This is a genomic window from Blastomonas sp. (assembly GCF_030373265.1).
Classification (GTDB): domain Bacteria; phylum Pseudomonadota; class Alphaproteobacteria; order Sphingomonadales; family Sphingomonadaceae; genus Blastomonas.
On sequence record NZ_JAUCZC010000012.1, the window covers coordinates 42738 to 66190 of the forward strand.

The following is a 23453-nucleotide window of genomic DNA, read 5'->3' on the forward strand; positions in this document are numbered from 1 at the left end:
ACCGATCGTCGGAGGGCGCCTCAGCGACCCCGGCGGGCGAGCCAGACGGTGTTGGCGTTGTCGTCGACCACGAACACCGATCCGTCGGCCCGTGCCCGCACGCTCACCGGGCGGCCGTGCACCGTGCCTTCGCGCTGATCGGCGATGAAGCCGGTGAGGAAAGGCTGCGGGTCGGAGGTCGGTTTGCCGTCGGCAAACGGGACGACGAGCACGTCATAGCCCGACATGTCCGAGCGGTTCCACGAGCCATGCCGGGCGATATAGCCGAACTGCCGTCCGTTTTCGGGGCGTGACAGCGCCAGGCCGAGCGCGGCGGCATGGGGTCCGACCGCGAGTTCGGGAACGATCGTCGTCGCCAGCAGCTCGCGCTTGGTGTTGGCGTGGCGGGGATCCTGCTTGCCCCAATAGCTGTAGGGCCAGCCGTAGAACCCGCCTTCCTGCACGCTTGTGACATAATCAGGCGAGATGTTGTCGCCGAAATCGTCGCGCTCGTTGACCGCAGTCCACAATGTGCCGTCGGATGCGATATCCATGCCGACCGGGTTGCGCAGTCCTGTGGCATAGGTCCGCTCGCGCCCGGTGGTCAGATCGACCGCCAGGATTGCCGCGCGCCGCTCTTCTTCCTCCATGCCGTATTCGCCGACATTGCTCGCCGAGCCGACCGATACGAACAGCGTGCGCTGATCCGGGCTGAGCTGCAGGTTACGGGTCCAGTGGTTGTTGTAACCGCCCGCGGGCAGCGCCATCAGCTTGCGCGGCGCAGCGGTAATGCTGGTCTGTCCGGGCTTGAACGGATAGCTGACCACCGCGTCGGTGTTGGCGACATACAGCCGCTCGCCCGCCAGCGCCATGCCGAACGGCTGGTTGAGGTTCTCCAGCAGCACGAACGTCTGGTCGGCCTTGCCATCGCCATCGGTGTCGCGCAGCAGCGTGATCCGGTTGGCGGAATATCCGGTGACGTTCGAGCGCGCAAATCCTCGCGCGGTTTCGGGATCGGCATCGAGCTTGGGCTTCTGCCGCGCCTCGCTGACCAGCACGTCGCCATTGGGCAGCTCGAGCAACTGGCGCGGATTTTCCAGCCCGCCCGCGAACTTGACGACCTCCCAGCCCTTCGGCGCGCGCGGCGTCTTGCCCTCGGGCCAGCCGATCACCACCGGGTGGTTCACCACCGCCGGCGTGGCGTAGGGATCGTCCTGATCGGGAACGCCCAACTTCACCTGAGTCTGCGCGAGCGCCATGCCACTGGTGGCGAGAAGGGTGAAGGCAATGAGGCTGGCGCGCATGAATGGTGTCCTTGATCTGGCGGTTGGATTTGCCCCTGCCTACGCAGCGATCCCGGATTGGTTCAAAATCCCCATATCATGGGGTGATGCGGCGCGTGCGCGCTGGTCATTCCCCGCTCAGGCTGCGAGTGCCTCCATCAGCGTTTGAACCCGCTCGAAACGCTGGTCGATCTCGGTGGTCTCGGCGAGGATCAGACGCGCGTTGCGCGCGACCAGACCATGGCGCTCGGCGTCCCCGCTGAAGTCCGGTCGCGGTGTCAGCGCGATCGCCGACGGCCCGGCATCAATGCGCGCGACGCACGCGGTCCGGGCGGCGAGCCGCAGCCGGGCGTGCGCCATCAGCATCGCCGCCGCTTCGGGCAACGGTCCGAACCGGTCGATCAGCTCCTCCTCGAACGCGTCGATCTGGCACTCCTCGACCAGCCGGCCGAGGGTCACATACTGGGTCAGCCGGATATCCGCTTCGGGAATCCACGCAGGAGGCAATGCACCCTGCGCGCCCAGGTTGAGCTCGGGTGTCCAGCGGTCAATGGTTTCGCCGCGCGCCTCGCGCAGCGCCTGACCCAGCAGGTGCTGGTACAGATCGATGCCGATCAGCTTCATGTGCCCAGCCTGGGTTTCGCCAAGCAGATCGCCTGCGCCGCGCATGTCGAGATCCTGCGCGCTGATATCGAACCCCGCGCCCAGACGGTCGAAGGTCGACAGCGTCCGCAGCCGTTTGAGCGTGCGCTCGCCGATCGTCTCCTCTTCGCTGGTCAGCAGGATCACCTGCCCGCGCCGCGTCCCCCGCCCGACGCGCCCACGCAACTGGTGGAGCTGCGCCAGCCCGAAGCGATCGGCGCGCCAGACGATCATCGTATTCGCGCGCGGCACGTCGAGTCCGGCCTCGATGATGTTGGTGGCGAGCAGGATATCGCCCTGCCCCTCGGCAAAGCCCACCATCGCCGCGTCGATCTCGGCCGGCGGCATCTTGCCGTGCGCCTCGACCAGCGTCAGATCGGGCGCGGCACGGCGCAGTCTGGCGGCCAGGCTGGCCATGTCCTCGATCCGCGGGACGACGACGAAGCTCTGCCCGCCGCGCCCTTTTTCGCGCAGCAACGCGGTGCGGATGCGGGTGTCGTCATATTGATCGAGGCTGGTGCGGATCGGCTGGCGCCGCGCCGGCGGGGTGGCGATGATCGATATCTGCTGGAGCCCGACCAGCGCCATCTGCAGCGTCCGCGGGATCGGCGTCGCGGTCAGCGCGAGCAGATGCGTCTCACCCGATCCGCGCAATCTGGCCTTGTCGCCGGCGCCGAAGCGCTGCTCCTCGTCGATCACCACCAGGCCCAGCCGCGCATACTCGATGCCCTTGGCCATCACCGCGCCCGTGCCGATGACGATGTCGATCGATCCGTCGGCGAGCCCCGCCTTGACCGCCTTCTTCTCGGCCGCGCTCGACAGCCGCGACAATCCGGCCACCGTGAGCCCCGATCCCTCGAAGCGGCGCGTGAAACTTGCAAGATGCTGGCGCACCAGCACCGTGGTCGGTGCCGCGACGATCACCTGATGGCCCGCCAGCGCAGCCAGCGCAGCAGCACGCAATGCGACCTCGGTCTTGCCATAGCCGACATCGCCGACGACGAGCCGGTCCATCGGCTTGCCGCTCGCAAGATCGGCACGCACCGCCGCGATCGCGCGCGCCTGATCCGCGGTCTCGTTATAGGGAAAGCCGCTCGCGAACGTCTCATAGACGGCCGGATCGGGATCGAGCACCGGCGCGGTCAGCCGCGCGCGCGCATCGGCGAGCGCGGCAAGACCCTTGGCGGATTCGGCGATGGCAGCGTTGATCTCGCCGCGGCGCCGGATCCACGACGAGCCGTCGAGCTTGTCGAGCGTCACCGCCTCGGCATCGGCGCCATAGCGCCAGATCCGGTCGGCATCGTCGATTGCGACCAGTCGCCGCGCGCCGCCGGCATATTCGAGCGCGATCATCTCGCCGCCTTCGCCGCCTGCGGGCGCCGGCTCGAGCCCTGCAACGATGCCGACACCATGATCTTCATGGACGACGACATCGCCGATGCGGATCTCGCTGCCGCCGGTGGTAAACGGCTTGGCGCTGGCGGTGACCACGCCCTCGCTCAGCGCGCGGCTGCCAAGCAGATCGGCGGCGGCGATCAGGATCGTCGTATCGCAGACGAAGCCGCTGTCGACGGGCATCTCGAGATAACCGGCGCTTCCGGGCGCCAGCGCCAGGGCCTCGCTCCAGTCGGCGAGCGGAACAATCTCCACACCGAGGCGCTTTGCGATCCGCGCGCGCAAGAAACGCAAGTCGCGCGGCGCTCCGGCGAGCACGCATGCGCGGGTCTCCAGCAACGGTTTGGCAAAGCAGCCCAGCGCTGCAAGCGGCGCGCTACCCTCGGCGAAACGTGGAACCGGCTCGAACGCCGTATCCGGTTCCGTCATCCGCCATTGCGCCAGCGCCTGCGTCCAGGCGTCCCCTTCGACCGCGTCGATCTTTCCGACCTTTCCGCGCGCGGCATCGGCGGCGAGCCTGAGGAACCGCCGACGACGCTTGTCGGCTTTCTCCGACACCACCGCCACGCCCGGCGCAAGATGCGCGAGGATGGAGGCGCTGGTGTCTCCCGATGGCTCTGAAGCGCGCCCGATCTCGAGCGCTGCAAGGTCGCCGACACTGCGCTGGGTGATCGCATCGTACGAGCGGATCGCGCCCACCTTGCCGTCGGCGATCTCGATCCGCGCGGGCAGTCCGGCATCGGCAGGAAAGACGTCGACGACCTCGCCGCGCACCGCCATCTCGCCCGGCTCGTCGACGCAGTCGTCGGCGACATACCCGATCTGCTCGAGCATGTCCGAAAGCGCGTCCATCGCGAGTGGATCGCCCACCGAGATGCGCGGCAGCGCCACATCGAAGGACTCGGGCGGGGGATAGAGCCGCGCTGCGGCCTCGCCGCTCATCACGCAGGCAAGGTGCCCGCGCTTCGGGTTCTGCTGGGCGATGCGCAGCGCATGCAGCGCCGCGACCCGCATCCCGATATTGGCGGGCGACGCCGGCGCGACATCGCCGGGCAGCGCATCGCTCGACGGCACGAAGAATACCGGCGTATCGGGCAGCATCGCGCGCAAGGCTGCGGTCAGCGCCTGCGCCTGCTGGTCGTCGTCGGCGAGGTAGACGATGTCATCGCGTTCCAGCGCGCGCGTCATCTGAGCCGCGGTCCACGCAATCGAAGTCATGCCAATCCTCCCGTTCGCCAGCACAGCTGCGATGCGATCCGGGAGACATACGCAAGCGGTTCGAAAAAGGTGCCAGCGCAAACCGCGGTTTGCGATCAGTCGCCAGCGAAGCCGCCTTTTTCGGAAGCCAGATCAGTCAGCAAGGCGCCCCGCCGGTCGGTCTTGATACCGCCAACGGCAACAAATCGGGCCGAGTGCCGATGGCACCGAACCTGAGATAGACTGCTGAGTTTCGGGATTTCTCCGGACATTTCTGAACATGTCCGGAGGAAAGAATGGTGCCCAGAAGAGGACTCGAACCTCCACGCCCTTGCGAGCGCCAGCACCTGAAGCTGGTGCGTCTACCAATTCCGCCATCTGGGCACGGGGTAGGAGCGGGCCACTAGCCTGACTGTTTGCACCCGTCAACCGCCTGTAACGCTCTTGCCAAAAAGAATTTGTGCACAAGCCTTTGGTGGCCGGATCGGGGTTGGCGCAATTGGGCCGTTGCCTCGGGCGGTTGGCTGATGCAAAGGCATGCTGACAACGCAGGGCAGCGCCGACCAAGGCCAGCGCTGCAGCAGACACGCACAGAACTCACGGGACAGACACATGCGCGACACACTGATCACGATCTTTGGCGGCGGCGGATTTCTTGGCCGGCACATCACCCAGCAGCTGACGGCGGCGGGTGCGCGGGTGCGCATTGCCCAGCGCAACATCCGCATCGCGCAGGATGTCAAACCTCTGGGCAATCTGGGCCAGACCCAGTTGGTCGCCGCCGACATCACCAAACCGGAATCGGTGGCGCGCGCGGTGCATGGCGCCGATGCGGTGATCAATCTGGTCGGGATCTTGAAGGGCGATTTCGACGCGATCCATCACGTCGGCGCGGCCAACGTTGCGCAAGCGGCGGCAGCGGCGGGTTGCGCGGCGATGGTGCATGTCTCGGCGATCGGCGCCGACGCGAGTTCCAAGAGCGCCTATGGCCGCAGCAAGGCCGACGGCGAAGCCGCGGTCCGCGCCGCCTTCCCCACCGCCACCATCTTGCGCCCGTCGATCGTGTTCGGGCGCGAGGACCAGTTCGTGAACCGCTTTGCCGGATTGATTGCAGCGCTGCCGGTGGTCCCCGTGATCGGCGGCAAGGCGAAGTTCCAGCCGGTCTATGTCGACGATGTCGCACAGGCGGTGGCGATGAGCCTGGCCGATCCTGCGCGCTTTGGCGGAAAGCTGTTCGAACTGGGCGGGCCCGAGGCGGTCAGCATGGCCGAGCTCAATGCGCGAATCGCCAAGGAGATCGGCGTCGATGCGAGCTTCATCGCCATGCCCGACGGTATCTCCAGCCTGATGGCAGGGCTGACCGGCTGGCTGCCCGGCGCACCGATCACGCGCGACCAATGGGCGATGCTACAGACCGACAACGTGGTTGCCGACGGCGCTGAAGGCTTTGCGGCGTTCGGCATCGCCCCCACCCCGATGGCAGCGGTGATCGGCGATTATCTGGTCCGCTTCCGCAAGCACGGCCGCTTTGGCGCGCGCACCAAGACCAGGACCGACTGAAGCCGCCTCAGACAGTCTGCTCCGCCGCCCACAGCGCGAGCGAGGCGCTGAGCTGCCGCTCGGCCTGAACCCGCGCGGTATCGCGGTCCAGCCCCAGCGCCCCCGATAGCTGCGCCCCCATCAGCGCATCGCCCAGCGCCATGGTGCACAGAACCAGCGTGTCCTCGTGCAGCGTGCGGCCTTCGGGGCCATGCTCGGCAAGCTCGTCGACGAGCTGATGGATCGCCTCGACGATCGGGTCGAGCGCATCCTCGTTGCCCGAGAGCAGCATCCAGCACGCCAGCGCCCCCGCCCCTTCGCGATCGAACGCATCGAACGCCAGGTCGACGATCTCGCGGGTTGCGCCCTCGCCGCTGCGCAATTTGACCACCGCAGCCCCTATCGTCTGGCAGATCGATTGCGCCAGATATTCCGCCAGCGCCTTTTGGAGGCCGGATGCTGAACCGAAATGGTGGAGAAGATTGGCATGGGTGCGCCCGATTCGGCCGGACACCGCCTTGAGCGTGACCGCCTGGGGGCCGGTTTCGATCAGCAGATCGCGGGCGGCGCCCAGAGCGGCGGAGCGGCTTTCTTCAGGACTCAGCCGTCTTTTCGCTATTGACATCTATGTAAGTAACCTTATTGTCATGACTGTAAGCAACACTCCAGCATTATGGACCCCGCCATGAACGCTCCGCAATCCTTTTCAACGCCTGCACCGCTCGATCGCCAGCATACCCCTACCGATCTCGAACTCGTCATCCGCGACCGTCGCTTCGGCCGCGATTCGGCGCAGCGGCGCTGGTGGCTGGGCGGAGACCCGGTCGCAACCGCGTTCTACAACGCGCTCTCGGTCACCTTCCCCAAAGGAGAAGCGTTCTTCATCGAAAGCGTGAAGGCGTTCCGCGAGGGTACGTCCGAGCGGCTTGCGGGCGAGATCCGGGCGTTCGTGAAGCAGGAGATCAACCACACCCGCGAGCATGTCGCCTTCAACCGCCGCGTGGTCGATGCCGGCTATGACGTCCGCGCGCTGGAAGAGCATGTCGATCAGGCGCTGGCACTGACCAAGGACAAGCCCAAGATCGCCAACCTCGCCTCGACCATGGCGCTCGAGCATTTCACCGCGATCATCGCGCAGCAGCTGCTCGCCAACCCCAAGCATCTCGAACACGCCGATTCGGAATCACGCGATCTGTGGCGCTGGCATGCGATGGAAGAGATCGAGCACAAGGGCGTCGCCTTCGACACCTGGAACCACGCGACCAAGGACTGGAGCCGCTGGCAGCGCTGGAAGGTCAAGTCGCTGGTAATGCTGATCGTCACCAAGAACTTCACCGTGCACCGCTGGCGCGGCATGCTCGAACTGCTGCGGCAGGACGGCCTGACCGGCCCCAAGATGTGGGCGAAGCTTGCCTGGTATGCGCTGGGCAACCCCGGCATGGCGCGCAAGATCATCCTGCCCTGGATCAGCTATTTCATGCCCGGCTTCCACCCGTGGAAGCACGACGACCGGCATCTGATCCAGCTTGCCGAAAGCGATTATCGCGACGCGGTGCTCGACAAGACCGCGCCTGCACCGACGCTGGTGCCGGCGGAGTAAGGGTTCATACCCAGTTCCGTTGGTCCCGAGCGAAGTCGAGGGACGTGATCGGAAACGGTGGCGCATACGTCCCTCGACACGCTCGGGACAAACGGGGGGAGGCGCTATCTGCAGCCCCTAAACCATCGGCTTCCTGGCCCGCAGCGCTTGGGCCAGCGTGCCCTCGTCGAGATAATCGAGTTCGCCGCCCATCGGCAGACCCTGCGCCAGCTGGGTGAGCCGCACCGGATAGCCCTCGAGCCGCTCGGCGAGGTAATGCGCGGTGGTCTGCCCCTCGAGCGTCGCGTTCATCGCCAGCACCACCTCGTCGATGCCGCCGGCGGCGACGCGCGCGACCAGCGAGGCGACGCCCAGATCCTCGGGCCCGATGCCGTCGAGCGCCGACAAGCGCCCGCCCAGCACATGATAGCGCCCCACGAACAGCCGCGAGCGATCGAGCGCCCACAGGTCCGACACTTCCTCGACCACGCACAGACTGCGCGGATCGCGGCGCGGGTCGGTGCAGATGCCGCAGGGGTTTTGCGTGTCGACGTTGCCGCAGATCTCGCAGGTCGACAGGTTGGCGCGCACCCGCTCCATCGCGTCGACCAGAGGCGTGAACGCGGTCTCGCGCTTCTTGAGCAGATACAGCACCGCACGGCGCGCCGACCGCGGCCCCAGCCCGGGAAGCCGGGCGAGCGCGGTTGCCAGATCCTCAATCTCTTGCGATGCCATGGCGTGAGCTTTAGGGGCGTGCTGAACCGCCTGCAAAAGAAAAGTCACCTCGCCTCATGCGCCTAGCCTTTATGGGAACCCCCGATTTCGCCGAGCCGACGCTGCAGGCTTTGGTCGATGCCGGGCATCAGATCGCTGCGGTCTACAGCCAGCCGCCGCGCCCCGCCAATCGCGGCAAGAAGCTGACGCCCTCGCCGGTGCAGTTGCTGGCCGAGCAATTGGGGCTGGAGGTGCGCACGCCGGTGTCGCTCAAAGGCGAGGACGAAAAGGCCGCATTCGCCGCGCTCGATCTCGATGCCTGTGTGGTCGCCGCCTATGGCCTGATCCTGCCGCGCGCGGTGCTCGATGCGCCGCGGCATGGCTGCCTCAACGTTCATGGGTCGCTGCTGCCACGCTGGCGCGGCGCCGCCCCGGTGCAGCGCGCGATCCTGGCCGGCGATGCGGTGACCGGGGTGACGATCATGCAGATGGAAGCCGGGCTCGATACCGGGCCGATGCTGCTCAAGGGCGAAACGCCGGTCGAGGGCAAGACGGCGGGCGAGCTGACAGACGAGATCGCCGAGCTGGGCGCGCGGTTGATGGTGCAGGTGCTGGGCGACCTTGCTACCTTTCCGCCCGAGGTCCAGCCGGACGACGGCGTGACCTATGCCGCCAAGGTCGACAAGGCGGAGGCGCGGCTCGATTTTTCGCGCAGCGCGGTCGAGGTCGAGCGGCAGGTCCGCGCCTTCAACCCGATGCCCGGCGCTTTCTTCGAATTGAACGGCGAGCGGTTGCGGGTGCACGCGGCGGAGATCATCCTCCCGGTCCCCTGCGAAGGCAGGGGCCCATCTCCGGACGGTGCGGCAATAGGCCAACAGGAGCTGGAAACACAAACGCCCTCGTCACCCAGCCCACTGCCGCCCCACAATCCCGATAGCAGCGGGAGATGGGCCCCTGCCTTCGCAGGGGACCGTCGAGCACCCGGCACCATCCTCGACGAGCGCCTCACCATCGCGTGCGGCGATGGTGCGATCTGTCCGGTGGTCATCCAGCGTGCGGGCCGCCCGGCGATGCCGCTCGATGATTTCCTGCGCGGCTTTGCCGTCTCCCCGGGCACAGTGATCGCATGACTCGCTTCGCGTTGACGCTGGAGTTCGATGGCGGCCCCTATATGGGTCTGCAGCGCCAGCCGCACGGCCCCAGCATCCAGCAGCATGTCGAGGAGGCCGCACGCGCGATCACCGGCGAACAGGTCACGCTGCACGCCGCCGGGCGCACCGATGCAGGCGTCCATGCGCTGGCGATGCGCGCGCATGTCGACATCGAAAAAGCCATCGATCCGTTCCGGCTGATGGAAGCCTTGAACGCAAAACTGCGCCCCGAACCGATCGCGGTGCTGGCGTGCGATATCGTCCCCGACGACTGGCACGCGCGCTTCTCGTGCCTCGGCCGATCGTACATCTATCGCATCACCAACCGTCGCGCGCCGCTGACGCTCGAGCGCGGCAGAGCATGGCAGGTGTCCGCGCCGCTCGACGCTGCCGCGATGCAGCATGCTGCGCAGCATCTGGTCGGCCATCACGACTTCACGACGTTCCGCTCGGTGCACTGCCAGTCGGCCAGCGCGATCAAGACGCTCGACCGATTGGACGTGGTGCGCGATGGCGACGAGATCGACATCCACGCCGCCGCGCGCTCGTTCCTGCACCACCAGGTGCGCTCGATGGTCGGCTGCCTGGTGCTGGTCGGGCGCGGCAAATGGTCGGGCGACGATCTGAAGGCCGCGCTGGAGGCGAAAGACCGCGCAGCGCTCGGCTTCAACGCGCCGCCCGATGGGCTGTATTTTGCGGGAGCAGTGTATCCGTAATTTCTCCCCTACCGCTTGCGGGAGGGGTGGCTGAGCCGGAGGCGAAGACGGGGTGGGCCAGCAACCATTCGTGCTCCCGGCCCACCCCGGTCCGACAAGCGGACCTGCCCCTCCCGCAAGCGGTAGGGGAGAGGCGCTATGAAAGCGCCATGCAAGCGCGTCAAAACACCCGGTCGAGCGCCTTGTCGAGCATCCACAACTGCCACAGCAGCCGCGCATGGTCGCTGCGGCCCGATATATGCGCCTCGGCGATCTCGCTCAGCCTGGCGGTGTTGAACCAGCCGCTGCGCGCCAATGCCGAGCCGCTCGCGATGCTGCGCGCCTGCTCGGCCAGCGGCCCGCGAAACCACTGCGCGATCGGGCTGACAAAGCCCATTTTGGGCCGGTAGAGAATGTCATCGGGCAGCGTCCCGCGCATCGCGTGCTTCATCAGCCACTTGCCCTGCCCGCCGCGCACACGCATCGCATCGGGGAGCGTCGCGGCGAACTCGATCAGACGGTAATCGAGCAAAGGCTCGCGCGCCTCGAGGCTCACCGCCATGCTGGTGCGATCGACCTTGGTCAGGATATCGCCGGGCAGCCACAATTTCATGTCGGCATATTGCGCAGCATCAAGCCCGGTGCGCGCGGGCGCGGACTCCATCAGCGCGATCATGTGATCCTCGCCGCGATAGCTTCCGAGCGCCTTGATCTGGCTGTCCGAATACAGCGCGTGCCGCTGCGCATAATTGGTCACACCGACCGCATCGGTATAGCCTTCGGCCCCGGTCCGCGCGAGCGACAGCAAGGTCGACTTGGCGCGCAGCGGGCGCGGCGCCCAATCGGCCTTGGGATAAAGCGACCCCAGCGCGCCGAACACCGGCCCGCGCAGACCCTGTGGCAGAAGATTGCGCACACGCTCCTCGCCGTGGTGGAAGACGTGGCGGCGGTATCCGGCAAACGCCTCGTCGGCGCCATCGCCCGACAGCGCGACGGTCACGTTCTCACGCGCGAGCTGACAGACGCGGAAGGTCGGCAGCATCGAGGCGTCGGCGAAGGGCTCGTCGAACTGCGCCGCGACCTGGTCGATGATCGCGATATCGTCGGGCGAGACCGTGCGGCTGCGGTGCTCGGTGGCGAAGCGTTCGGCGATGCGGCGCGCGTAATCGCTCTCGTCGAGTTCGGCGACATCGAAGCCGATGCTGCAGGTCTTGACCGCCTGGGTGCTGCGCTCGGCCATCAATGCGACCACGGTCGAGCTATCCACCCCGCCCGAAAGGAACGCGCCCAGCGGCACATCGGCGATCATCCGCGACGCCACCGCCTGCCGCATATGGTGCATCAGCTCGGCCTCGAGATCGGCGACGCTGCCGCGCGCACGCTTCGAGAAATCGACGTCCCAATACTGCACCGGCGCAGGCAGCGGTTTGCCGCGCTCGAGCATCAGATAATGCCCGGCGGGCAGCTTCCTGACGCCCGCCACGAAGCAGCGGTGATCGGGGACATAGCCGAACGCCAGATAGTCATCGACCGCCTGCGGATCGGGTGCGCGGCGCAGCGCGGGGTGCGCGAGCAGGCCCTTCAATTCGGACGCGAAGATCACGCTGCCATCGGGCAGCGGTGCATAATGCAGCGGCTTCACCCCCAGCCGATCGCGCGCGACGAACAGCCGCTGGGTGCGCTGGTCGTGAATCGCGAACGCGAACATGCCGTTCAGCCGGTCGAGACAGCCCACCCCCCATTGCCGCCAGGCCGCGAGGATCACCTCGGTATCGCCCGAGGTGCGGAAGCGGTGGCCCAGCGCGGCCAGCTCGGCGCGCACTTCCTGAAAATTGTAGATCTCGCCGTTGAAGGTCAGCACATCGGCTTCGTCCTCGCTCAGCATCGGCTGCGCGCTGCCCTCAAGGTCGATGATCGACAGCCGCAGATGCCCGAGGCCGACGCCCGGCGCGGTCCAGCAGCCGTTGCCGTCGGGTCCGCGGTGCAGCATCGCATCGGTCATCAGCCGGATGCGCGCCGGGTCGACCGGCTTGGCGGTCTCGAGATGGAAAATGCCGGCGATCCCGCACATATGCTCAGCGCTCCGCCAGCACGGCATCGGCCAGCGCGCGCGGACCGCCGGCGTCTTCGAGCAGCGCGTCGACCGCCGGGCGCGCCGGGCCGTTGCCGCCGCGCTCTGCCGAGACGATCAGCAGCACCGCACTCTGGCTGCGGCGCAGCAGGCGCGCCTTGAGCGACTCCAGCCGGATCGCAAGGTTGCTGCCGGTCTGGACATCACCGACGCGGTAGAAAGTGGCAACCTCGCGCACGACCCGCCCCGGCCCGGTGATGACATCGGCGCGGCCATCGGCGAGCGGCTGACCCGCCTCGACCCACGACCAGTTGCCCTCGGGATCGAGCGCGCCCTGGCCATAGCCAGTGATCTCGCGGCCCTCCGACTGGCCGTCATACAAGGCAGCGAACACATCGACCCGCTGGCCATCGCGCACATAGCTTGCGATCAAAGTGCGGTTGCTGCCATCGGCGCGCGGGGTCCATTCGGCGGCAGGCGCATAGGTTTCGCGCTGCCATCCGGCGATATCGGGCGGCGTATCGCGCGCGGGCAAGGATGCCGGCGCAGGCAGTCCGGCGAGCGACCAGGCCAGCGGTGCGGCGACCAGCAACGCAGCGCCGATCAGCACCGGGCGCGCGGGCGACCGACCCCTGCGCGATTGCGCCGCCAGCCGCTCGGCCAGAGCCGGTTCGATAAACGGATCGGTCACCTGCCGGTCGAAGAACCGCCAGCCCACCGCCATCACCAACAGCAGCACCAACGCGAAGAACACCCAACCGTAGAAGATGTGGTCGAACCCGGCGGCGAAATCGAGCCCGTGATGATGCGCGATATAGATCGTGCCGAACGCGCGCACCCCGTTGGCGAGCACCGGCACGATCACCGCCACCACGACGATCCCGATCCGGCGCGGCCAGCTTTTGAAGCAGACATTGGCGACGAGCACGCCATAGGCCAGCATCGCGATCAGGAACTTGACCCCCGAACAGGCTTCGGCGACGCGGAACAAGGCGGTCGGGGTCGAGATGAACACGCCCTCGATATGCGCAGGAATGCCGGTGATGCCGAGCAGCGCCATCGAGATATCGGCGGTGATGATCTGCAGTTGCGGGACAATCTCCTCGCCGACGGGCACCAGGAAGAACGCATAGGCCAGCGGGAACAGCAGCGCCCTTGCCACCTGCGGGCCGAGCAATGCCAACGTGCTGCCCTGCAGGAACATCACCAAAGCCAGATGCCGCGCCAGCGCGACGCCTGCCGCCTCGCCCAGCACCCATCCACCCGCAGCGGCGGCCATCACCACCAGCCCCGGGGCCCAGAGCGATGGCGTGATACGTTTGAGGTCCTGCTCGCGCTGCATCACCAGCCATCCCAGGATGAACGGGATCAGCAGAATGTGGTTGAAGGTGGAACTGTCCCACCAGATCATCACCATATCCGCGGCGTCGCGCGCGAACACCAGCAGGATCGCCGCCCAGGCGATGCCCAGCCGGATCAGCGCGCTGCGCCAGACCGTGCTCCGCGGCGCTGCGGGAACAGGCGCGCCATCGGCGACGATGCTGGCCATATCAGGCGGCACTCTGCAGCGCAGGCGCCGGCGTATCGAGCCAGCGCATCAGCGGCGCCAGCTGCGCATCCCATTGATAGCTTTGCAGCATATGATCGCGTGCCGCCTGCCCCATCGCCTTGACGCGCGCCGGATCGGCGACCAGCGCGTGGATCGCGGCGGCCATCGTCGCGTCATCGGCGGCGATCACAAAATGCTCGCCGTCCTTCGCGATGATCCCCTCGGCGGCGGCCCCGGAGGCGACCACCGGGCGCGCCATCGCCATCGCCTCGAGCACCTTGTTCTGGATGCCGCGCGCGATGCGAAGCGGCGCGACCACGACATCGGCCGACGCGATCCACGGGCGGATGTCATCCACCGCGCCTGCCACATCCACGCCGGGGAGCCGCGCGAGCGCCTGCACCGCAGGCGTCGGATTGCGTCCGACGATATGGAAGCAGGCATCGGGGTGCATCGCGCGGACCTTCGGCTGCACCGCGCGCGCGAAATGCGTTACCGCATCGACATTGGGCGCGTAATCCATCTGGCCGGTGAAGACGAGGTGCGGCCCGGGGCTTTGGACATAGGGTGCAGGCGCGATCCCGGCGGGATCGTACGACACCGTGTCGATACCGTTGCTGATGCCTGTCACGCGCACGGCAGGGTCGTTCAGCGTATCGCGGAACAGCCTGGCCTCGGCGGGGCTGACGAACAGCGACAGATCGGCGCGGCGCGCCACCATCTGCTCGAACGCGCCCAGCAGCCGCGCCTCGCGCGCGTGGACCAGCTTCATCGGGCCGTGCGCGGCCTCGGCATAGGCGGCGAACTTGGCCGAATCCATGTCGACGAAGTCCATCACCACCCGCCCTGCGAAGCTCTGCGGGATAAACTGCGCCATCTGGCCGGAGAACACGAAGATCGTGTCGATCGGCCGGGTCGCGATCAGGCGGCTGACGAAGTGGGCGATCTGCGGGCTTTCGAACGCCACCAGCGAGACCGGCTTGCCGCTCGCCAGCGCAGCCAGCCCGGCGCGCAGGTTGGAGATCGTGCGGTGCACCAGGACATGGCTCGCGGCGACGCCGGTGAGTTCGGTTTCGGCGGCCATGTCGGCATCGGTTTCGCCGAAGGTTGCGACATGCACCGGCCCGCGCGCGGCGAGCGCGCGCAGCATGGCGCACGAACGGATCTTGTCGCCGCGGTCCGGCGGAAACGGAATGCGGTGCGCCAGGAACAGTGTCTCGCCCATGTCAGCCAAGCCCGTTCGCGATCAGCGGCCCGAGCCGGTTGGCGATCGGCAACGGCAGGCGCTGCCATAGCGCGATCTGCAGCCGGTATTTGGGGCTGAGCGGGTTCACATCGCGCGGCGGCTGGCCATCGGCGTTGCGGATGGCATAGCTCAGTGGCGACGGCTCGAAGCCCCAGTTCTTCTTGAAGGAAAACGCGCCGCTGCCGACCTTCGACCGGCCGAAATCGAACCGGCTGCAGCCGCGCCGCCGGGCGTGGTTCATCAGCGCATAATACATGATGTCGTTGGCGCGTAGCCCGCGCGCCGCCCACACGCCGCCGCCCCAGAACGGCATGACGGTGCCGCGATGATAAAGGTTGAGCACGCTCGCCACCGGAACATCGTTGTGCAGCACGGTCAGGATATCGGCATCGTCGCCCAGCCCATCGAGCACCGCCTCGAACAAGCCGCGCGGGAACACCGGGGTGCCCAGGTTGCGGACGCTTGTCGCGTACACCGCATAATGCTGCTGCCGGTCGAGCGCGCTGCTGCCGGTGCGGACAACGAGCTCGTTGGCCAGCCCCTTGCGGACCTCGGCGCGCTGCTTGCGCGGCACCCATTCGAGCTGCTTCTGGTCGGCATCGGCGCTTTCGGGCACAAGGTCAGCGACGAAGCCGGCATGCGCATCCGACTTGATCGTCCAGCGCGGATCATCGGGAAGCCATCCGCCGCGCAGCTCGAGCGTCGGCGCGCTGTGACGCTCGGCCAGCTGCCAGCCCGCCTCGGCCAGGGCCTGCGCGCTGGCGCTATCGGCAGCGATGATCCCGCCATCGACCGCAAAGCCCGCCGACACCATCGCGCGCCCGAACAAAGGCGAGTGCACCGCATGCAGCGGCAGGTATCCGGTGAGCGATCCGGCGGCATCCTCGGCAACCAAAGCCAGGAAATCATGGCCGGTCGATGATGCTACCGCCTGTCCCCAGGCGATGCGGTGGAAGACGGTCGCGTCATCGCGAGCGTCCAGCCACGCCGACAACCGGGCGCGCTCCTGCGGGTCGGCAAGGTTGGCCAGCCTGATGACAGGTGCGGTCAGCGTCGGCGGCGCAAAGTGCAGCATCACAGCCGCCCCGCCGCCAGCGGCAGCGCGATCTCGTCGATCCGGCACCAGTGGAAATCATGGGTCAATTGCTCGAGCTTGCCCGCCATCGCGCCCAATTGGGTATAGTGGCGAACCCGCGACTTGAGCGGCGCGTCGGCCACCCGCGGCTGATCGGGATCGACCTCCCAGGGGTGGAAATAGAAGATCGCCGGCTGGCCATCGGTGCCGTTGACGCGGCGCAGCGCCCATTTGGACAGGGCGTAGGGCAGGATGCGAAAGAAGCCGCCGCCGCCCGCGCCGAAACGCCGCTCGCCCAGCTCGACCGTGGTCACCGGCAGCTCGATCATATCCGATCCTGCCACCGGGTGAAACGCAAAGCGCGGCGCGGCGCGCCAGCCATAATGGTCATGCGCGATCGGCGCGACGCTCGACGAATAGGCATAGCCCTGCTCGGCGAGGATCGGGTGGGCCCAGGGGGTGCGCTGGTCGATCGAGAAGCTCGGCGCGCGATAGCCCTTGATCGCGACCCCGCCCGCATCCTCGAGCGCCTTGCGCGCGCGATCGATATCGGCGCGGAACTGGTCGGGGGTCATCGTGAACACGCGGGTGTGGTCCCAGCCGTGACTGGCGATCTCGTGACCCTCAGCGACGATCCGGCGCACCAGAGCCGGGTAACGCTCTGCCACCCAGCCCAATGTGAAGAACGTCGCCTTGACCCCGCAGCGCGCGAAGAGGTCGAGCACCATGCCGGTGTTCAGCTCCACCCGGCTGGCGATGGTGTCCCAGTCGCCGCGCGCGATCGTGGTCTCGAATGCCCCGACCTGGAAATACTCTTCGACATCGACGGAAAGCCCGTTGACGATGGCGCGCGCGTCGGTGCGATCTGGTCCCAGCGATGCTTCGCGCACTTTCATCGGCTCCTGGCAAACGGCAGAAAAAAATCAAGGATCAGGCGGCGCGGCCGCGGGGCCACACGCCAGAGGATTCGTCCTCGACCCAACCTACCAGCAAAGCAAGCACGCGGTGCAATGCCTTTTGCTGCTCGGCCTGCTGGGCTTCGAGCGCATGGATGCGGGCAAGCAGAGGCTCGAGGTCCACCGAGGGCTGCGCGGGGCGCGCTTCCAGCGCCTGCACCCGGTCCAGAGCTGCCTGCAGTTCGTGGACCAGAAACTTGCGCTCGTCTTCCTGCTGCCCGGCAAAGGTGCGGACCTCGGCGACGAACTGGTTGAAATCGGCCTTGCTGACTTCCGGGATGGCAGGCGCGGACATCGCTGCCGCCGGCACCCCGGAGGGCGCTGCGACGGCGGCTGCATGCTCGGCATGCGACGCGGCGCTGGCGAGCGCGGCCTCGTTCGCCCAGTCGTCGTCGGTCATCGCGTCGACCGCCAGGTCGGCGACCACCGCTTCGACCAGAGCCGCATCCACCGTCTCGCGGTTTTCCACTGCGGCCATCAGCAGCACACGGTTGATCAGCATGTTGACCTTGCGCGGGATACCGCCGGTCTCTGCGAACAATTTGGCCCACACATCATCGGCAAAGGCCGGGCGGCCCTGCCATCCGACCAGCTTCATCCGATGCTCGATATAGGGCTGCAGCTCGTGGGCATCCATCGCGCCCAGGTGATGCGTGGCGATGATCCGCTGGCGAAGCTGTTCGAGCCCCGGCGCGCCCTGCACCGAAGCGCGGAACTCGGGCTGGCCAAGCAGGAAGATCTGCAGCAGCGGATGGCTGCCCAACTGGAAGTTGGACAGCATCCGCAGCTCTTCGAGCGCGGGCAGCGGGAGGTTCTGCGATTCATCGACCACCAGCAGGCAGCGACGTCCGGCGCGTGCCTCGGTGTGGAGGAAATGCTCGATCGCGCCCAAGGTGCCGGTCTTGTCGAGGCCTGCGGTTGCAACACCGAAGCTGCTCGCCACCATGTGCAGCAGGTCATCGCCCTTGAGCTGGGTGGTGACGATCTGCGCTGCAGTCAGCCGCGCGCTGTCGACGGTCTGCATCAGATGCGCGACCAATGTCGACTTGCCCGCACCGATCTCGCCGGTGATGATGATGAACCCCTCGCCCTGCGCCAGGCCATAGCCCAGATACGACATCGCCTTGCGATGCGTCGCGCTCTCGAAATAGAAGCGCGGATCGGGGGTCAGCTGAAATGGCCGTCCGGTCAGTCCGTAATGGGTCTCGTACATGGGCTTGCCCCTTGATCTTCTAGATAAACTTAACGGAACGAATAGCGCAGCGCCAGCAGCGCCGAGGCGATCAGGCTGCTTTCAAAGCCCTGCGGTTCGAAATAATCGAGCCCCACGGCCAGGCTTCCCGAGAACCGGTTGGTGAAGTTGCGGAAATAGGCGGCGTTGGTGCCGATCCCGAGCACGTCCCCGCCCGCACCGGCGAAGGCCTGGCCGGGTCCGTTTTCAAGATAGGTCGCATAGACCGTGCCGCTGAGGCTGGAGCGCGCATCGAGCTGCTTGGCGCCGACATAGCTGGCGAACCATATCTCATCGATGGTCTGGTCGAAGCCGGCCAGCGCGCCGGTATCGGCGGCGAAGAACTTGCGGCGGCTGTACCCGGCGCCCACGCCATGCGTCCAGCTGCCGCTGGTCAGACTGACCTGCCCTGTCACGCCGCGGGTACGGAAGAAGGAGGACGCGACCGACTGCAGCGAATCGTTGAGGCAGGCGCCGCCGGCACCACCGAAGATGCAACTGTTGAGATCGCCGCTCAGCGGGTTGCGCGTGGTATCGAACTGCGTCGGCAGTCCGGCCAGGTTGTCGTTGAGCCGCGAACCGAAGCCTGACACCAGATCATAGACCGTCAGGTTCGCCGCCAGCCGCTGGCTGGGGGTGTAGGTGAACGACCCGTAATAGGTCATGCTGTCATAGCGCTTGCCGACCCGCGCCTCGAGCGAGGTGCGGCGGCTGGGGCGCCAGAGCACGCCGACATCCCAGATCAGGCCATCCTGATCGTAGGACAACAGGCGCGGCGAATTGCGGTCGGTGACCAGGCGCCCGTCATTGCCGACTACCGGATTGCCCGCGGCATCGCGCAGCGCATCGCGCTCGGAAATCTCGATATCCTCATAGCCCACGCCGCCGACCAGCGCCAAGGTCGGGCTGACCGGCACGGTGATATCGGCGCGGACGATCTTGTCCTCGAAGCGCTGGTCCAACTGGCTGGTATCTTCGCGCAGATAGCCCCCGCTCACCGACCAGCCGATCGGCAGGAAGCCGCCGGGCTGCTGGCCGATGGCCAGGCTGGCGACATGGCTCACGCTGTCGCCGAACACGTCGATCTGGCGCTGACCTGCCGGCAGCACCACTTGGCCGGCATCGACCTTGGTATAGCCGATACGATACAGCGCGTTGACATCCACCGTGCCGACCTGCGTCGCAAGCGTCGGCCCGGCATACAGCGAATAGACCTGCGTGACGTTGTCCGAGCCGCCGATGAGATTGCTCGGCGCATCGCCCCTCGGGTCGATCCGCGAGCGCACGCCGATCGCGCCCGCCTCGATCGACAGCGCGTTGGGGATGACTTGCAGATTGGCGCGAGCGATGCCGCTCACCACATCCTCGTCGGGAAACTGATCGCTCCACGAAAAACGCCGTTCATAGCGCAGGCTGACCTGGGCTTCGGCGCGTGTGGTCTGGACGGCGGCATCGACCCCGACGGCCACCAGGCTGTAGGTCAGAAGGTCGCCGCCATTCTTGAGATCGGCAAACAGCACCTGGCCAACTTCCAGATAGGGGACCACGGTGGTGCGCTGACGACCGCTTCCGGCATCGTTGCCCGGGCCCGCGTCGGCCTGCTGCGCGTGCGCAATCTGCGGCACGGCGGCGAGCGCGATCACGAGCGCGGTCAGCGGGACGCTGCGTTTGCCATTCCTGAAATCAGACCATTTGCCCATGGTCACTCTCCATATCCATAATAGGAACCGAAGCTGCGGCCCGAGGGAGAAAATCTGGTTCCATTGAGCAGCAACTGAATCTGGTTGCACCCCGCAATCAGCCCCAGCGCATCGCGCAAGGCGCGTTCGCTGGTGACGTCGGCGCGCACCACCATCAGCGCATGGCCAACATGCTGGGCGAGCGTGGCTGCGGGCGAGGCCGCGAGCAGCGGCGGCGAATCGAAAATCACGATCCGACCTGGCCGGCCATCGGTAAGCCTTGCGAGCACATCGCGGGTGCGCACAGACGCGAGGTACTCGCTGTCGGTGTTGGTCTGGCGACCGGCGGGAAGAACCGAAAGACCGCGGATATCGGTCGGGATGATGCAGTCTTCCACCGCGACGTCGGGATCGGCGAGGGCATCCATCAGCCCTCGCTGGCCTTCGATCCCCAGCGACGACAAGATGCTCGGCTTGGCAAAATCGGCATCGACCAGCAGCACATCGTGGTCCTGCTCGGTCGCGATCGAGAGCGCGAGATTGATCGCGCTGTAGGTCTTGCCCTCATTGGGCTGCGCCGAGCAGATCAGGATGCGCTGCGCCGCCGCGCCCAGCCCGGCATTGGCCTCGGCACGGATGCTGGCGAGCAGGCGGCGTTTGACGATGCGGAACTCTTCGGAAATGCTGGTCACCGGGCCGTCGGGCACGATGAACGCGCGCTCGCGCAGGACATCGCGATCGATCACCGCCACCGGAAGGCTGGACGTGCTGCGCGGACGCACAGGCGCGACGGGTCGTGCCATGGGCGCAGCACTTGCGGCAGCAGCGGGCGGCACCGGCGGAGCCATGCCGGGCGCGGGCGCCTTTGCGGCGTCGGTGTCCGGCTCTTCCGCGGGCGGCAAATCAGGCCCTGCCTGATTGAGCGATTTGCGGAAATCGTACATCTCCGACGCCCGCTCGATCAGCGATGGCGTGCCGGAGGGCTTGTCGGGCGACGGGATGGGATCGTGCATGGTCATGTCTCTTTTATCCCTCACACCACCGAACCGCGCTGGATGAACTCGATCATCAGCAGCAGCAGGAAGACGCCGACCAACGCCCCGCCCGAGCCGAGGTACATGCGCAGCTTGCGCTTGCGCTCGTCGCGCTGGGCCTGGGTCAGCATCTGCGAGATCGATCCGATCACCGGCAGGCCGCTTGCGGCCTCCAGCTTGGCGGAGGTGGGATAGCTCGCGCTGAGCTGGCCCAGAGCAAACGCCCCGCCAACGCCGCCTGCGATCCCGGCGAGCAGCACCGCCACCAGCAACAGCGGACGGTTGGGCGCCACCGGAGTGCGCGGGCTGGACGGCGGCGTGATCAGGTCGAAGCGGACCGCATCGGTCTGCGTCTCCACCTGCCCGCGCAGCCGCACCTGTTCGCGATCGCCAAGCAGCTTGTCGTACGAGGTTTTGAGGACTTCATAGTCGCGCGCGATCCGCGCCTGCTCGGCGGCAACGCCCGGCTCCTGGATCTGCTTGGCGACCATCGCATTCATCTCGCCCTGCAAGGCGGACTTGCGCGATTGCAGCGCGGTCACCGCCGCCTCGCGCTCGGCCTTCATGCTGACCAGCGAGCTGTACGCCGGATTGGGAACACCGTAATTGGCGTTTGCGTTGCCTGCCCCCGCAGCGCGCAGCGCCGCGATCTGGCTTTTCAACGCCAGCACATCGGGATGCTGGTCGGTCAGGCCACGCGCCTTCATCGAAGCAAGCTCGCCCTGCGCCTGCGCCAGCGGGCTGACCGCGCCACCGGCGCCACCGGCGATCGTCTGCGGGGTTCCGGCAACCTGGCCGTTGATCGCAGCCAGCGCGCTTTGGGCGGCGATCAGCTGCGAATCGATCTGGTTGATCTCGATCCGGCCCTGCTCGAGCCGCTGGCTCACCGATCCGATGCCGGGCAGCATGCCCAGATTCTCGGTCTCGAACTTCACCCGCTTCTGCTCGGCGATCTCGAGGTCCTTCTGCCGCTTGGCGAGCTGTTCGTCGAGAAAGCGCAGCGTGTCGCTGGTCTCGCCGCGGCCGCCAGCCAGGTTCTCTTCAACGAAGATGTCGATCAGCTTCTGGACGACGTCGCGCGCCAGCGTCGCGGCCTCGCCGTCGGAGCGGCCGCCTGCGGACATGGTCGCGGAAATCTCGAACAGATTGTCCTGCTCGGACTTGATCTTGATCGCGCCGCGCAAGCCGCCCACCGCGCCTTCGACTTCACGCGGGGTGACCAGGTTCTTGCCCAGATCGGTTCCGCGCACCACCTTTTCGAGGTTGGCGGCAGACGTCAGCGTCTGTTCGACGGTGTCGATCTGCTTCTGCCGCTCGACCGCGCTGATGCCGGTGTTGTCGGGCAGGATCGCCTTGGTCTGGACGAAAAGCTTGGCCTGCGATTCATAGGTGTTGGGGATCAATGCGACCGCCAGCCAGCCGAGCACGCAGATGCCCCAGGCGATCGCCATCGCCAGCCAGCGGCGTTGCCAGACGCTGTGCACCGCGATCCTGAATTCTTCGTAGAGGCCATTCATCGGTCAGGCTTTTCTTTCGATTGGGCTGTGCGGGTCGGCGTGTGACGCGCTCAGAACATGCTTTCCGGGATGATGATGACATCGCCAGGCTGCAGCAGCACGTTGGCGCGGCTGTCGCCCTTCTTGATGAGGTCGCCCAGCTTTATCGCATATTCCTGCTGACGGCCCGAAATCTTGTCGAACCGTACCAGCTTGGCACGGTTTCCCGCGGCGAATTCGGAAAGTCCTCCCACGGCAATCATGGCATCGAGCAACGTCATGTTGGCACGATACGGGATCGAGGCGGGCTTTTCGGTCGCGCCGACGATTCGCACCTGCTGCGAGAAGGTGCCGGCGAAGCTGTTGACGATCACCGAGACGATCGGCTCCTGGATGAACTGCGACAGTTGAAGTTTGATGTCTTCGGCGAGCATCGTCGGAGTCTTGCCGACGGCAGGCATATCGGTGATCAGCGGCGTAGTGATGCGGCCATCGGGGCGCACCTGCACCTTGGCGCCCAGCTCGGGATTGCGCCACACGAACACGGTCAATTCGTCGAGTGGGCCGATGATATATTCCTCGCCGGGACCATCCGAGAGCGAGACGAACGATGCCGGTGGCAGCTGCGGCCCGCTGGCGGTCGAGGCGCAACCTGCCACCAGTGCAGTTGCAGCCAGAGCCGCGATTCCCATTTTCAACAGACGGAACAATCCCATGTCAGCACCTTTTTAGACCACCGGCGATTCCGCAGCCCACGCCCTGCTGACAGCAGGAATTGCAGGCCGGGTTCGCGCAGATTGGCATCAGCTATGACGAAAAAGGGTGAACATAGCGTTAGTGCTTCATGGTGCAGACGTTTTTACATCCATGGTGTGATCGGCCGCACGCTGGCGGGTTGCGCGCCTGGCGGTTGCCGAAGCGCGATCCATGCGCTTCGCTCAA

At 66.7% G+C, this 23453-nt stretch carries 18 protein-coding genes and 1 tRNA gene; 4 read left to right on the top strand and 15 right to left on the bottom strand.

What is annotated here, in order from left to right; translation table 11 throughout:
- Positions 1-20 precede the first annotated feature (20 nt).
- The 3 genes from QUV11_RS08970 to QUV11_RS08980 all read right to left on the bottom strand — a co-directional run bounded on the left by QUV11_RS08970 (position 21) and on the right by QUV11_RS08980 (position 4880).
- Positions 21-1283 carry a sorbosone dehydrogenase family protein gene (locus tag QUV11_RS08970; RefSeq protein ID WP_300881794.1) on the bottom strand — a complete coding sequence of 421 codons (1263 nt, stop codon included), beginning with the start codon at positions 1281-1283 and terminating at the stop codon, positions 21-23.
- A 117-nt stretch (positions 1284-1400) separates the two neighbouring features.
- Positions 1401-4517 (bottom strand): helicase-related protein, encoded by a 3117-nt coding sequence (locus QUV11_RS08975; protein WP_300881796.1) that lies wholly within the window; start codon positions 4515-4517, stop codon positions 1401-1403.
- A 276-nt stretch (positions 4518-4793) separates the two neighbouring features.
- Positions 4794-4880, bottom strand: a tRNA-Leu gene (locus QUV11_RS08980).
- Positions 4881-5108: 228 nt separating this feature from the next.
- On the opposite strand from QUV11_RS08980, the gene QUV11_RS08985 reads away from it, so the two are divergent.
- Positions 5109-6056, top strand: a complete 948-nt coding sequence (locus QUV11_RS08985; protein ID WP_300881798.1) for a complex I NDUFA9 subunit family protein — start codon at positions 5109-5111, stop codon at positions 6054-6056.
- A gap of 7 nt (positions 6057-6063) precedes the next feature.
- On the opposite strand, the gene QUV11_RS08990 is transcribed toward QUV11_RS08985, so the two are convergent.
- Positions 6064-6660: a TetR/AcrR family transcriptional regulator gene (locus QUV11_RS08990; RefSeq protein WP_300881801.1), complete on the bottom strand. Its 597-nt coding sequence runs from the start codon at positions 6658-6660 to the stop codon at positions 6064-6066.
- Between the two features lie 60 nt (positions 6661-6720).
- On the opposite strand from QUV11_RS08990, the gene QUV11_RS08995 reads away from it, so the two are divergent.
- Positions 6721-7635 carry a metal-dependent hydrolase gene (locus QUV11_RS08995; protein WP_300881804.1) on the top strand — a complete coding sequence of 305 codons (915 nt, stop codon included), beginning with the start codon at positions 6721-6723 and terminating at the stop codon, positions 7633-7635.
- 117 nt (positions 7636-7752) lie between these two features.
- Here the strand turns inward: QUV11_RS08995 and recR are convergent, their stop codons facing one another.
- Positions 7753-8349 carry a recombination mediator RecR gene (recR, locus tag QUV11_RS09000; protein WP_054134310.1) on the bottom strand — a complete coding sequence of 199 codons (597 nt, stop codon included), beginning with the start codon at positions 8347-8349 and terminating at the stop codon, positions 7753-7755.
- A gap of 56 nt (positions 8350-8405) precedes the next feature.
- Between recR and fmt the strand changes: the two genes are divergently transcribed.
- Positions 8406-9458: a methionyl-tRNA formyltransferase gene (gene fmt, locus QUV11_RS09005; protein ID WP_300881811.1), complete on the top strand. Its 1053-nt coding sequence runs from the start codon at positions 8406-8408 to the stop codon at positions 9456-9458.
- Positions 9455-10195 carry a tRNA pseudouridine(38-40) synthase TruA gene (gene truA, locus QUV11_RS09010; RefSeq protein ID WP_300881813.1) on the top strand — a complete coding sequence of 247 codons (741 nt, stop codon included), beginning with the start codon at positions 9455-9457 and terminating at the stop codon, positions 10193-10195. Before fmt ends, truA begins: the two co-directional genes overlap by 4 nt.
- 160 nt (positions 10196-10355) lie before the next feature.
- On the opposite strand, the gene QUV11_RS09015 is transcribed toward truA, so the two are convergent.
- From QUV11_RS09015 to QUV11_RS09060, 10 genes are read right to left on the bottom strand one after another with little or no spacing between them, the layout of a single operon-like run.
- Positions 10356-12245, bottom strand: a complete 1890-nt coding sequence (locus QUV11_RS09015) for an XrtA/PEP-CTERM system amidotransferase (protein WP_300881815.1) — start codon at positions 12243-12245, stop codon at positions 10356-10358.
- 4 nt (positions 12246-12249) lie between these two features.
- Positions 12250-13794, bottom strand: coding sequence for an exosortase A (gene xrtA, locus QUV11_RS09020; RefSeq protein WP_300881817.1), 1545 nt, complete (start codon positions 13792-13794; stop codon positions 12250-12252).
- Position 13795: 1 nt separating this feature from the next.
- A complete protein-coding gene (locus QUV11_RS09025; RefSeq protein ID WP_300881819.1) occupies positions 13796-15019 on the bottom strand; it encodes a TIGR03087 family PEP-CTERM/XrtA system glycosyltransferase in 1224 nt (407 codons plus the stop codon).
- Between the two features lies 1 nt (position 15020).
- The gene (locus tag QUV11_RS09030) at positions 15021-16115 is read right to left on the bottom strand and encodes a FemAB family XrtA/PEP-CTERM system-associated protein (protein WP_300881821.1); all 1095 of its coding nucleotides are present in this window, start codon (positions 16113-16115) and stop codon (positions 15021-15023) included.
- The gene (locus QUV11_RS09035; RefSeq protein WP_300881823.1) at positions 16115-17011 is read right to left on the bottom strand and encodes an XrtA system polysaccharide deacetylase; all 897 of its coding nucleotides are present in this window, start codon (positions 17009-17011) and stop codon (positions 16115-16117) included. Before QUV11_RS09035 ends, QUV11_RS09030 begins: the two co-directional genes overlap by 1 nt.
- Positions 17012-17045: 34 nt before the next feature.
- The gene (locus QUV11_RS09040) at positions 17046-18284 is read right to left on the bottom strand and encodes an XrtA/PEP-CTERM system-associated ATPase (RefSeq protein ID WP_300881825.1); all 1239 of its coding nucleotides are present in this window, start codon (positions 18282-18284) and stop codon (positions 17046-17048) included.
- Positions 18285-18313: 29 nt separating this feature from the next.
- Complete coding sequence (locus QUV11_RS09045; protein ID WP_300881827.1) at positions 18314-20002, bottom strand: hypothetical protein; 1689 nt, start codon at positions 20000-20002, stop codon at positions 18314-18316.
- 2 nt (positions 20003-20004) lie between these two features.
- A complete protein-coding gene (locus tag QUV11_RS09050; RefSeq protein WP_300881829.1) occupies positions 20005-21000 on the bottom strand; it encodes an AAA family ATPase in 996 nt (331 codons plus the stop codon).
- 14 nt (positions 21001-21014) lie between these two features.
- Positions 21015-22532: an XrtA system polysaccharide chain length determinant gene (locus QUV11_RS09055; protein WP_300881832.1), complete on the bottom strand. Its 1518-nt coding sequence runs from the start codon at positions 22530-22532 to the stop codon at positions 21015-21017.
- Between the two features lie 50 nt (positions 22533-22582).
- A complete protein-coding gene (locus QUV11_RS09060) occupies positions 22583-23227 on the bottom strand; it encodes an XrtA/PEP-CTERM system exopolysaccharide export protein (RefSeq protein ID WP_300881834.1) in 645 nt (214 codons plus the stop codon).
- Positions 23228-23453: the final 226 nt, after the last annotated feature.